Genomic DNA, 13007 nt, shown 5'->3' on the forward strand with positions numbered 1-13007 from the left:
ATTTATCCAAATCTACCTGTAATATAGTCTTGTGTCATTTTATTGTCAGGATTTTTAAAAATTTTCTCTGTTTTACCTACCTCAATTAACTTACCTAGATGGAAAAAGCCTGTTTTTTGTGAAACTCTAACTGCTTGGGCCATTGAGTGTGTTACAATCACAATTGTATATGTTTTTTTAAGTTCATCGATTAATTCTTCAATTTTTGCTGTTGCTATAGGATCTAATGCTGAACAAGGTTCGTCCATTAATATAACTTCAGGATTTACAGAGATTGCTCTTGCTATACAAAGTCGTTGTTGTTGACCCCCAGAAAGTCCTGTACCTGGTTCGTCAAGTCTATCCTTTACTTCTTCCCACAAAGCAGCTTTTTTTAAGCTACTCTCAACAATTTCATCTAACTCACTTTTGGTTTCACCCTTGCCATGAATTTTTGGACCATATGAAATGTTGTCATAAATACTTTTAGGAAATGGATTTGGTTTTTGAAAGACCATTCCTACTCTCTCCCTTAAAGATACTACATCTAAATTTTTGTCATTAATTTCAATACCATCAATTTCAATATTTCCAGTAACTTTACAGATATCAATTACATCGTTCATTCTATTCAGACATCGAATAAAAGTAGATTTTCCACAACCAGATGGACCAATTAAAGCTGTAACCTCTTTTTCATTTAAATCTAAATTAACATCAAACAACGCTTGCTTCTCACCGTAATAAACATTTAAGTTAGTTGATTTAATTTTTACTTCGTTCATTAATTCCATCTTTTCTCGAATTTCTGTCTTAAATATACCGCTAAGAAATTCATTACAATTAAAAAACTTAATAACATCATGATAGTAGCAGATGTTTTCTCTACAAATCCCCTTTCAGCAGACTCAGACCACAAATAAACTTGGACAGGCAGAGAGGCTGAAGGATCTATTGGTGTAGAGGGGATATCAACTACAAATGCAACCATACCAATTAAAATTAATGGAGCTGTTTCTCCTAAAGCTTGTGCTAATCCTATAATTGTTCCTGACAAAGTTCCTGGCAACGCTAAAGGAACAACATGATGAAATACGGATTGAAATTTAGAAGCACCTACGGCTAAAGCTCCTTCTCTAATAGATGGTGGAACAGCTTTTAAGGATGCTCTGCATGGAATAATAATTCTAGGCAATGTCATTAAAGCTAAAGTTATTCCAGCAACTAATGGTGTGGATCTTGGCAATTGGATTGTGGCTAATAATATTTGTAAAGCTAATAAACCATAAACTATTGAGGGAACAGCAGCTAAATTATTGATATTAATTTCTATAAAATCAGTAATCTTATTTTTGGGAGCAAATTCCTCTAAATAAATTGAAGCTAACACTGCAACAGGAAAAGCTAATAATAAACAGATAATTATACTGTAAAAAGATCCAACTAAAGCACCACCAATACCAGCAAGTTCAGGATCACGAGAATCTCCATTTTTAAAAAAATAATTATTAAAATTCTTAATAATTTTTTTATTTTCAACTAACGTATCATAAATAACTAATTGGAAATCAGATATTCTTCTTCTGTCTTCTGGTAAATCTCTTGGATAATTTCCTTTATGTAACTGATCAATATCATCTGATGCTGTAATCTCTACATTGAATGTTTTTCCAATTAAATTATTATTTTCTAAAAAAGCTCTTTTAATTTCAATCTCAGCATCTGTTGTGAATAAGTCAATCAATTGATTTTCTTGATCTAAATCCTTAGCAGGATAAACTTTTAACAAACTCTCAATAGTAACATCATAAAAATCAGCATCTAAAATCTCATTCTCTGTAGCTCCATTTTGAATTTCTAAAAGTTCTTGATCAAAAAAAACTTCAACATTTATTGCAGTTTTCATGAATGCAGAACTTCCTTTTGAAAAAATATTGTGAACCAAAATAATAACAAACAACAATGCTACAAAAATTGATGCTAGACCATAAAATCTAAATCTTTTTTCAGCATTATGTCTTTTTTTTAATCTTTGTTCTTTAGTCATATTTCTCTCGATATTTTTTAACAGCTCTTTGTGCTATATAATTAAGAACAAGGGTTGCTATGAACAAAGTTAATCCTAAAGCAAAAGCAGATTGAGTTTTTGGACTATCAAACTCTTGGTCACCAACTAAAATCATTACAATCTGAGTGGTTATAGTTGTTGTGGATTCTAATGGATTAATAGTTAGATTTGCTGCAAGACCAGCTGCCATAACAACAATCATTGTTTCACCAATTGCTCTTGATACTGCAAGTAAAACTGAGCCAATGATACCTGGCAATGCAGCGGGTATAACAACTTTTTTTATCGTTTCTGACTTTGTTGCACCTATTGCATAAGAACCATCTCTTAAAGATTGTGGCACCGAATTAATAACATCATCAGACAACGATGAAACGTAAGGAATAATCATAATACCCATTATTAATCCCGCTGCGAGAGCACTTTCAGATGATACGGTTAATCCTAAATTTTCACCAATTTGTCTAAAAAAAGGACCAACTGTTAGGGCTGCAAAAAATCCATAAACAACTGTTGGAATACCAGCTAAGATTTCAATTATAGGTTTTGATATTCTCCTTATTTTTAGTGAAGCGTATTCTGCCATATAAATTCCAGAAAATAACCCAATTGGAACTGCAACTAACATGGCAATTAAAGCAATAAATGAGGTTCCTGCAATCAATGGAATAAATCCAAATGCATCTTTAAGCTCTTCGTATTCAGCTGCTGTGATTGCAGAGGCATCACTAACAAAAGCTCTCTGAGGACTCCAATTAGTCCCAAATAAATAATCGAAAATGTTTATCACTGAGAAAAACTTTATACTTTCAAATAAAAGTGAAAAAATTATTCCTAAAGTGGTTAAAATTGCAATTAGAGATGAAGCAAATAATAATCCTTTTAAAATTTTTTCAACATCATCTCTTGCTTTATTGTTATTTTTAATTTTTTTTAACGAATAAATTACTGAAGCAATGACAATAGTAAAAATTAATACTATTTTTGAATTAGTAAAAATATTAATAAATTTTGCATATGAAATTGCACTTTCTTTTAAAATAATATCTATATCTCCAAAAAAAGTACCAGCATAAATAGCTTTAATTTTTTCATAAACTAAATTTGCTTCATTCTTATCATTAAAAATAGCTCCCTTATTTGCAGCAGTTTCAATAATTATTGATTTAATAATTACTGGTTCGAATAATGTCCAGATAACCAAGAACACTAAAGAAGGTATCGAACACCATAATACCAGGTAGTATCCATAAAATTTTGGAAGTGCGTTTAATTTAATATTTTTGTTTATTGAGATACTTTTAGTTTTTGATTTACCGTAAAAAAATAAAGATAATGAAAATATTAATATTAAGAATATTAAGACGAAGTTCATTCGAAATGATGTTTATCTTCTAAATGTTACAGTTTTGTTACAAATTAAATTCTAGATTGAATAAAAAAAAGGCCAGATAAACTGGCCTTTTTTTGAAAATAAGATTTTAATTAATTAATACTTATTGTGTTTAAATCTAATGCTGCAGTTCGAGTAACTTTGTACTTGTCAGATGCTAAAGGAACTAATCCAATTTTTCCCAAGTATCCTCTGTTACCCATAGCTTTTTTAGAAGTAAACTCTTTTAAGTATTCCTCAATACCAGGAACAACACCAATATGTGCTTTTTTAACGTAAAAGAATAATGGTCTTGCAATTGGGTATGAGTAATCTTGAATACCTTCCAGAGATGGTTGTACACCTTCAATAGAAGCTGCTTTTACCTTATCTTTATTTGCCACAAGGTAACTGTAACCAAAGAAACCATAAGCATCAGGGTTTGATGTTAATTTTTGTACAATAAGAGTGTCATTTTCACCAGCCTCAACTGCATAACCATCTTCTCTCATTTTTGCACATTCTTTTTTAGCTTTATCACCAAATAAAGATTTTGCTGTTTTAGAGCAACCTTTACCCATCACTAATGAATTCCAAGCATCTCTCGTTCCTGAAGTTGGGGGTGCAATTAAAATTTCAATTTTTTTGTTAGGAAGACTTGCATCAATATCACTCCATTTTTTATAAGGATTTTCAACAAGTTTACCATCAACATCAACTTTAGCTGCTAATGCTCTCCATAATTGTTCTTTTGAAAAATTAGCATCTGGTGCACTTACTGCATGAGCGAAAGAAATACCATCATTACCTACTACAATTTCAATAATTTCAGATACACCATTTTTTTCACATAATGCTTTTTCTTTTGGTTTAATTGCTCTTGATGCATTTGTTACATCTGGGTGGTTAACACCTACACCAGCACAGAACAATTTCATTCCACCACCAGTACCTGTACTTTCGATTACAGGGGTTTTAAACTTCCCACTTTTACCGAATTTTTCTGCAACCACTGTTGCGTAAGGATATACAGTCGAAGATCCTACAATTTTGATTTGATCTCTTGAGTAACTAGTTGTTGTAAAACTAAGTACTAAAAGAAATCCAAATATTACACTTATTACTTTTTTCATAATTCTCCTTTTTAGATTCATAATGAGAACTAAATAGATTTGATTCTTAAATAATTTATTAAAGGAAGGTTAAACTTTTGTTACAACCACTAACTTTTTAGTTGTATTATAGTGATTTGAATTTGATATCTATTGTTGTTCCTTGATTTTCTACACTATTAATATCCATTTCAGCTCTATGTTGTGAAACTAAATGTTTAACAATAGCTAAACCAAGCCCAGTTCCTCCAACACTACGACTTTTGCTAGGATCAACTGTAAAAAATCTCTCTGTGATTCTATGCAAAGATTCTTTTGGTATACCTATTCCCTGATCTGCTATTGAAACAATATTAAGTTCACCATCTTTTTTTGCTGAAATTGTAATTTCTTTATTTTTGTCACTATATTTAATTGAGTTATCAATAAGGTTTGTAAAAATTTCAATTAATTTATCTCTGTCACCAATTATTTTAAAATTTTCAATTTTATTAAATTTAATTTTAATATTATTTTTACTAATTATTTTTTCGTATGTTTTAATTACATAATCTAACAATTCTATTAAATCTATCTCATGAGTTGGCCTTATGTGCTCTTGCAGTTCAATTTTTGATAATGACAATAAATCTCTAATCAAATTTTCCATTCTTTCTGATTGAGATATCATTACTGGTAGCAAATTATTTATTTCTGAATTTTTTTTTAATTCTGAATTGTCATCAAAGGTCTCAAGGCCCATTTTAATTGACTGTAATGGTGTTCTAAGTTCATGAGAAACATTAGCAACAAAATCAGATTTCAATTGTTGAAATTTGTGAAACTCAGTTAAATCTCTCATTAGCAGCACGCATGATTGTTCATCAAAAAAAATGTTATTGTGATCTAAATAAGCAGTTATATTTAATCTTTGAGTTGCTTGATTTCTGATTTCAATTTCTAAATCTGTAACATTTGTGCCTTGAAAAGCTTTATCAATAGAATTTAGAAGATCTGGATTACGTAAAAAGCCACTAATATTTTCATTTAGCTTTATTTGAAAAAGTTTATTTGAGGAATTGTTGCTAAAAATAATTTTTTTACTTTTATCTAATATGATTACTGCTTCTGGAATATAATTTAGTAAATCATACAAATTATTTCTGTAATCTTTGCTTTCAACAATTTTAACTGTTTCTTTTTCAGAGTTTTCTTCAGTATTAATTCCAAACACTCTTTCTTTTTTTAAGAGAAAGAAAGTTAATAATCCAATTATTATTAATAAAATTATTGTTAACAAGTCCACTACTTTACTCTGCCATAAACATCTTGATATCTAACAATATCAGTTTCTTTTAATATTGATCCTACTTGGGCTTCCATAATTTTAACTGGTTTTTTCCCAGAGTTTTGAACTCTGTGAATAGCCTCTAAAGGTATAAATATATGTTCACCAGGTTTTTTAATAATTGTCTCTTTATTTAAAGTTATTTTAGCATTTCCTTGTGTTACTAACCAATGTTCAGCTCTATGATGATGTTTTTGTAAACTTAAAATGCCTTTTGGTTTTACATAAAGTTCTTTAATTAAAAATTCTTTGCCTTCGAATAGGTTTGTGTATCTACCCCATGGTCTGTAATAAACATTTTTCTTCTTAATATATTTGTTTTTATTTTTGTCATACATTTTTAAAATCTCTTTCCAACTTCCAAGATCTGACCAAGGTATATCTAATTTAATTGCATTAATTTGCTTTGTTTTTTCAAGGATTGCATAATCAAAAGATTTAGCGGTTGCTTTTATAAATGAGGCTTTAAATAAATGATAAGTATTTGATTTATATTTTGCCTTATTAACTGCTGTTACACAATTTCTATATATAGTTGGGTTATATTTTTTAAAGTTATTGATGATTGAATCTTTTCTAAGATAAAACATTCCTGAGTTCCAATATCCACTTTTTCGAATGATTTCTTTTGCTTTTGCTTCTTTAGGTTTTTCAATAAATCTAGTTACTTTATTAATGTTACCTTTAATTTTTTTAGTTAAGAAATAACCATAATCACTTGTTGGAGATTTTGGTTTAATACCAAATACAAAAATATTATTTTCATTAAGATTAGATTTATTTTTATTGATGGCCTTATTAAATATATTCATTTTCTCAATCAAATGATCAGCTGTAAAAAACATTAATGGCTGATTATCAGGAATATCTTTTATTAAAGCTGTGCTTAAGATAGCTGGAGCCGTATTTCTTTTAGCTGGCTCAACAACAATTTTGTATTTATTGATTTTATTTTTTCTTAAATGTTGTTTAACTTTACTTAGATATTTTTTGTTTGTACTTATAATTGGTGCATCATAAATGGATGCTTTTGTTCTCTCTAAGGTTTTTCCAAGTAAAGTCCAATCACCAAAATCAATAAATTGTTTTGCTTGATGATTTTTAGAATTTGGCCAAAGACGAGTACCAGCACCACCACATAAAATAACTGGTCTTATTTTCATTAAATCTCTGAGTAGTCTTTAACTTCCTTTTTCTTACCTGGATGAGTTGGAGCACCTAAGTATGCTGGTCCAACTGTTTGAGCATATTTCCATAAAGTTCCCGATCCAAAGTCAGATTTTTTAGCTTTCCATTTTCTTCTTCTTGAGGCTAATTCTTTTTTAGAAAGTCTTACATTGATAGTTCCTTTTTTGGCATCAATATCAATGATATCTCCGTTCTTTAATAGTCCTATAGGACCCCCTAGAGCGGCCTCAGGGCCCACGTGACCAACACAAAAGCCTCTTGTAGCACCAGAGAACCTTCCATCAGTAATAAGGGCTACTTTCTCCCCTTTTCCCTGACCGTAAATTGCACCAGTTGTAGATAACATTTCTCTCATACCTGGACCTCCAACTGGTCCTTCGTATCTAATAATAATTACATCCCCATCATTATACTTTCTGCTTTGAACGGCTTTCATAGCGCTTTCTTCATTATCAAAGCATCTTGCTTTTCCTGTAAATTGTAATTTTTTAAGTCCTGCAACTTTAACAATTGCTCCTTCTGGAGCTAAGTTTCCTTTTAAGCCAACTACACCACCTGTTGGTGATAATGGATCTTTGTAAGATCTCATTACTTTTTGTTTAGGATTGAATTTAATATTTTTTAAATTTTCTTTCATGGTTTTGCCTGTAACAGTCATACAGTCTCCATGAATATATCCACCTTCGTATAATGTTTTTAGTAACATTGGTACACCACCTGCTAACCACATATCTTTTGCAACGTATTTCCCCCCAGGTTTTAAATCAGCAAGATAAGGTGTTCTTTTAAATATTTTAGCAACATCCATTAAATCAAATTTAATTCCTGCTTCATTAGCGATAGCTGGTAAATGAAGACCTGCATTTGTAGATCCACCAGTTGCAGCAACAATTGTTGCAGCATTTTCTAAGGCTTTTCTTGTCACAATATCTCTTGGTTTAATTTTTTTCTGTAAAAGGTTCATAACCATTTTACCACTTTCTTTTGCATATTTATCTCTTTCCTCATAAGGAGCAGGCGTTCCTGCTGAATAAGGTAATGCTAAACCAATTGCTTCTGATACACATGCCATTGTGTTAGCGGTAAACTGACCACCACAAGCACCTGCACTTGGACAAGCAACTAATTCTAATTTTCTAAGTTCTGCTGCAGACATTTGACCTGATGAGTGTTTTCCAACTGCTTCAAATACATCTACTACTGTTACATCTTTTCCTTTGTAAGTTCCTGGAAGAATAGATCCACCATAAATAAATACACTTGGCACATTAAGTCTAACCATTGACATCATTAAACCTGGTAAAGATTTATCACAACCAGCAATACCAACTAATGCATCATAACAATGTCCTCTAACAGTAAGTTCAGCAGAGTCTGCGATAACTTCTCTTGAAATTAAGGAAGATTTCATTCCTTCATGACCCATAGCAATTCCATCTGTAACAGTGATTGTACAAAATTCTCTTGGTGTTCCACCATTTGCTCTAACACCTTTTTTTACAGATTGTGCTTGTCTCATTAAAGCAATGTTGCAAGGTGCTGCTTCATTCCAAGTTGAAACTACTCCAACAAAGGGCTTTGCTACATCTTTTTCAGTTTCACCCATTGCATAGTAAAAAGATCTATGCGGTGCTCTATCTGGCCCTAATGATGTATGTCTACTTGGAAGTTTCTTTTTATTAAATTTTGCCATTATATACCCTTTATTGTTACTGATATTTTTTCAATATCATTCTTTAAATTATTATAATTAGTTTTTTCTTGTTCAACAATCTCTTTTGGAGCACGGTCTACAAAACTTTTATTCTCTAATCTTTGAGATATTTTATTCATTTCTTGTTCTAATCTACTTTGTTTATTTGTTAAGTTTTCTTTGATTAATTTTAAATCTACATCTTTATCAAAATAAATTTTGAATAAGTCACCTGAAACAACCATTGTTGCAGCAGGTTTTTCTAAATCATCATCAAGTATACTGTTTATTCTTCCAAGTTTTTTTAAGATAACTTCATTCTTATTAATAAATTCTTTTTGATTGTCATTAATACCTTTAACTGAAACATCAATAAATGAACCTGGGCTAACATTTAGCTCATTTTTAAAGGATCTAAGCTCTGAAATTATATTGATGATGTTTTCTACCTGCTCAGTGCTATTATCTTTATTAACTTCTCCTGTTATCCAATTTTTATGCATTAAATAATCGCTACCATTTTTATCAAATTGGTCTTTGAGCCATATTTCCTCTGTTACAAACGGAATAAATGGATGAAGTAAGATTAATATTTGTTTGAATACATAAGATGATACTTTTTTAACCTCTGCTTTTGCATCATTATCATCTGAAAACAGAATAGTTTTGGATAACTCCAGATACCAATCACAATATGAGTGCCAAGCAAACTGATAAGCGTTTTTTGCAGCTTCATCAAATCTATAATCCTCAAGATTTTTTTGAATTTTATTCTTTGCCTCTATTAGCTCTGAATATATCCACTTATTAATATTTACGTTTAAATTAGGTAAATCATCAATATCTTTAAAATCACATTCGTTTGTTATTAAAAAGTTATTAGCATTCCACAATTTATTTAGAAAATTTCTATAACCTTTAACTCTATCTTCTGACAATTTTACATCTGTTCCTGGTGAAGCCATTGAAAGTAAGGTAAATCTCAATGCATCAGCACTGTATTTTTCTATTAAATCTAAAGGGTCAATTACGTTTCCTTTTGATTTAGACATTTTCTGTCCTTTTTCATCCCTTACAAGTGCGTGAACATATATATCTTTAAACGGTTCTTTATCTAAAAACTCTGTTCCAAACATTATCATTCTAGCAACCCAGAAAAAGATAATATCAAAACCAGTTACTAATACTGAAGTTGGATAAAATTTCTTTAAATAATCATCATCTTCTGGCCACCCTAAAGTTGCAAAAGGCCATAAACCAGAAGAAAACCAAGTATCCAGCACATCAGGATCTCTATTTAGTTCTACTTCTTTTTTATAAAATTCTTTTGCTTGTGATTTTGCTTCTTCCTCATTTATAGCAACAAAAATTTTATTATCGGGTCCGTACCATGCTGGTATTTGGTGTCCCCACCATAACTGTCTAGAAATACACCAAGGCTCAATATTATTCATCCATTGAAAATATGTTTTTGACCAATTTTCAGGAAAGAAATTTGTTTTTTTTGAATTCACAACTTCTTTTGCTTTTACAGATAATTTGCCAGCATCAGCAAACCATTGCTCTGTAAGAAAAGGTTCAATTATAGAATTAGATCTATCTCCATATGGAACTTTATTTTTAATATTTTCCTCTTTTACAAAAAATTCTTTTTCTTTAAGTTCTTTTAAAATTCTTTTTCTAGCTTCAAATCTATCAAGACCTATATAACTCTCAGGAGCATTTTCATTTATCTTACCTTCTTCAGTAAAAATATTTATGATTTCAAGATTATTTCTTTGGCCAACATCATAATCATTAAAGTCATGTGCAGGAGTTATTTTTAATGCACCTGTACCCTGTTCAGGATCAGCATAATCATCTTCTATAATTTTTATTTTTCTAAGAACAATTGGAATAGTTACTGTTTTACCAACGAATGATTTAAACTTCTCATCTCTTGGATTAACAGCTATAGCAGTGTCACCTAGCATTGTTTCAGGTCTTGTGGTTGCTATAGTTATAAATTCACTGGTTCCATCTATAGGATATTTAATGTAGTAAATTTTTGAATTTACTTCTCTTTGATCTACCTCTAAATCTGAAATAGCTGTCTTAAGAACAGTGTCCCAGTTTACTAATTTCTTATCCTTGTAAATTAAACCTTTATTATAAAGTTCTACAAAAACCTTAATAACTGATTTAGATAAGTTTTCATCCATTGTGAATGCATTTCTTGACCAGTCACAAGAACAACCAAGTTTTTTTAATTGATTAATTATTATGTCACCATATTGCTCTTTCCATTCCCAAACCTTTTCAATAAACTTATCTCTACCTATATCATTCTTATCTATCTTTTCAGAAGTGAGTTTTTTCTCTACTAAAGCTTGTGTTGCAATACCAGCATGGTCAGTTCCTGGTTGCCATAAAGTTTCATAATTATTCATTCGGTGATAACGAACTAATAAATCCTGAATAGAATTATTTAAAGCATGTCCCATATGAAGACTTCCAGTTACATTTGGTGGAGGAATTACTATTGAAAATTTTTTAGAATTTTCTTTTGGTTTAAATAATTCGTTTTTTTCCCAATATGAATAAATCTTATTTTCAACTTCAGAATGGATATATTTATCGTTACTCATTGATTTTAAAGTTTATAATTTAATAATCTTATTTAACAATAATCAATTTGGATCGTTATTTAATAGACTAATATAAAAAATTTAATATAAAAAGGCCTGATGCTATTCGTCTAAAACAAGAAGGCAACGTGGCGGAATGGTTACGCAGAGGATTGCAAATCCTTGTATCCCGGTTCGATTCCGGGCGTTGCCTCCAAAAAAAATCTTGTTTTAGTTTTAAAAAAAAGTAAGTTGTGATTTTTACATTCCTCGGTAGCTCAGTTGGTAGAGCAGTTGACTGTTAATCAATTGGTCGCAGGTTCGAGTCCTGCCCGAGGAGCCAAAAAAAACAATCTAGAAATATTTAATAATACACAAATAACCAAAGGGGTCTCATTTTGGTTATTACTAAACTGCTTTAGAAATATTTGATCCTGAAATTAGAAGTGTTTTGTTAAATTTTAATTTTTGATCAGCATTAAGTTCTGAATAAACTTTTGCTAAAAAATTATAATTAACATTCATATGTCCTTCTTGAGATTTTTCTAAATTAACTAAATATTCTGAAAAATCTTCAAAGAAATAATTTATCGGCACTTTTAAATAATTTGAAAGTTGAAGTAATCTAATTGAACTTACTCCATTAGTTCCTTTTTCGTATTTTTGAATTTGTTGAAATGTTACGTTAATTGCTTTTGCTACTTTTGTTTGAGTTAACCCTAAAGCCAATCTTCTTAACTTAAGTTTGTTCCCTAAGTGTTTGTTGAAATTATCTTCCATTAAGACCCCTCTTAATTAAATTTTAAAAACCTATTGAACAAATTTATTTCAACTACTGCAATAGAAAAATTTATTTATTTTTTTAAAAAAACCTTAAAAACTAAAAACCTGTCAAGCAATTGTTAAGATTAGAATGTATATAAATTTTACAAGATTTGGCTTAAGAAAAGCTTAGTACGATCACTCTTTGGATTAGCAAAAAACTCTTTTGTGTCTGCTTTTTCTACTATCATACCTTCATCCATAAAGATCATTTTATCTGCAACTTCCTTAGCAAAGCCCATCTCATGTGTAACAACGATCATCGTCATACCTTGGTTAGCTAAATCAACCATTACATCAAGAACTTCCTTAATCATCTCAGGGTCAAGGGCTGATGTTGGTTCATCAAACAACATAATCTTTGGTTCCATACATAAAGCTCTCGCAATTGCGACCCGTTGTTGCTGTCCACCAGATAACTGACCTGGAAATTTTTGAGCTTGATCAAGAATTTGAACTCTTTCTAAATGTTTTAGTGCCAATTCTTCAGCTTCTTTTTTTGGCATTTTCTTTACCCAAATAGGAGCAAGTGTGCAGTTATCTACAATTGATAAATGTGGAAATAAATTAAATTGTTGGAAAACCATTCCAACTTCAGCTCTAATTTGTTCAATATTTTTTGTATCCTCTGTTAAAGTATTGCCATCAACAATGATATCTCCTTGCTGGTGCTCTTCTAATCTGTTTATGCATCTAATTAATGTAGATTTACCAGATCCAGATGGACCACAAACTACAATTTTTTCTTTTGGTTTAACTTCTAAATTTATGTCTTTTAATACTTGAAAATCTCCAAACCATTTATTTACATTTTTAATTTGAATAATACTGTCAGACATA

10 protein-coding genes and 2 tRNA genes are annotated in these 13007 nt (G+C 30.3%); 2 read left to right on the forward strand and 10 right to left on the reverse strand.

The features are described 5' to 3' along the window. Positions 1-2: 2 nt before the first annotated feature. From pstB to ACTTBM_RS04230, 8 genes are all read right to left on the reverse strand, one after another. Entirely contained in the window at positions 3-764 is a 762-nt protein-coding gene (gene pstB / locus ACTTBM_RS04195; RefSeq protein ID WP_316963572.1) for a phosphate ABC transporter ATP-binding protein PstB, read from the reverse strand. After that, positions 764-2026, reverse strand: a complete 1263-nt coding sequence (gene pstA / locus ACTTBM_RS04200; protein WP_262589243.1) for a phosphate ABC transporter permease PstA — start codon at positions 2024-2026, stop codon at positions 764-766. Before pstA ends, pstB begins: the two co-directional genes overlap by 1 nt. Then, positions 2019-3422, reverse strand: a complete 1404-nt coding sequence (gene pstC, locus ACTTBM_RS04205; RefSeq protein ID WP_440634845.1) for a phosphate ABC transporter permease subunit PstC — start codon at positions 3420-3422, stop codon at positions 2019-2021. The genes pstA and pstC overlap by 8 nt, the downstream gene beginning before the upstream one ends. 110 nt (positions 3423-3532) lie before the next feature. Next, positions 3533-4552 carry a substrate-binding domain-containing protein gene (locus ACTTBM_RS04210; RefSeq protein ID WP_440634846.1) on the reverse strand — a complete coding sequence of 340 codons (1020 nt, stop codon included), beginning with the start codon at positions 4550-4552 and terminating at the stop codon, positions 3533-3535. A 106-nt stretch (positions 4553-4658) separates the two neighbouring features. Then, positions 4659-5816, reverse strand: coding sequence for an ATP-binding protein (locus tag ACTTBM_RS04215; protein ID WP_440634847.1), 1158 nt, complete (start codon positions 5814-5816; stop codon positions 4659-4661). Then, a complete protein-coding gene (locus ACTTBM_RS04220) occupies positions 5816-7021 on the reverse strand; it encodes a sugar phosphate nucleotidyltransferase (RefSeq protein WP_440634848.1) in 1206 nt (401 codons plus the stop codon). The genes ACTTBM_RS04215 and ACTTBM_RS04220 overlap by 1 nt, the downstream gene beginning before the upstream one ends. After that, positions 7021-8739: a dihydroxy-acid dehydratase gene (ilvD, locus tag ACTTBM_RS04225; protein WP_440618459.1), complete on the reverse strand. Its 1719-nt coding sequence runs from the start codon at positions 8737-8739 to the stop codon at positions 7021-7023. Before ilvD ends, ACTTBM_RS04220 begins: the two co-directional genes overlap by 1 nt. Beyond that, positions 8739-11366, reverse strand: coding sequence for a valine--tRNA ligase (locus tag ACTTBM_RS04230; RefSeq protein ID WP_440634849.1), 2628 nt, complete (start codon positions 11364-11366; stop codon positions 8739-8741). Before ACTTBM_RS04230 ends, ilvD begins: the two co-directional genes overlap by 1 nt. Before the next feature lie 122 nt (positions 11367-11488). Here ACTTBM_RS04230 and ACTTBM_RS04235 point away from each other — a divergent pair. Then, positions 11489-11562 (forward strand) — tRNA-Cys (locus tag ACTTBM_RS04235). A 50-nt stretch (positions 11563-11612) separates the two neighbouring features. Beyond that, positions 11613-11688, forward strand: a tRNA-Asn gene (locus tag ACTTBM_RS04240). 65 nt (positions 11689-11753) lie between these two features. On the opposite strand, the gene ACTTBM_RS04245 is transcribed toward ACTTBM_RS04240, so the two are convergent. Then, positions 11754-12125, reverse strand: coding sequence for a helix-turn-helix domain-containing protein (locus ACTTBM_RS04245; RefSeq protein WP_440634850.1), 372 nt, complete (start codon positions 12123-12125; stop codon positions 11754-11756). 146 nt (positions 12126-12271) lie between these two features. Further along, positions 12272-13006, reverse strand: coding sequence for an amino acid ABC transporter ATP-binding protein (locus ACTTBM_RS04250; protein ID WP_316963573.1), 735 nt, complete (start codon positions 13004-13006; stop codon positions 12272-12274). Position 13007: the final 1 nt, after the last annotated feature.

It is taken from the genome of Candidatus Pelagibacter sp. HIMB1746, from assembly GCF_052047555.1.
In the GTDB taxonomy this organism is placed as follows: domain Bacteria; phylum Pseudomonadota; class Alphaproteobacteria; order Pelagibacterales; family Pelagibacteraceae; genus Pelagibacter.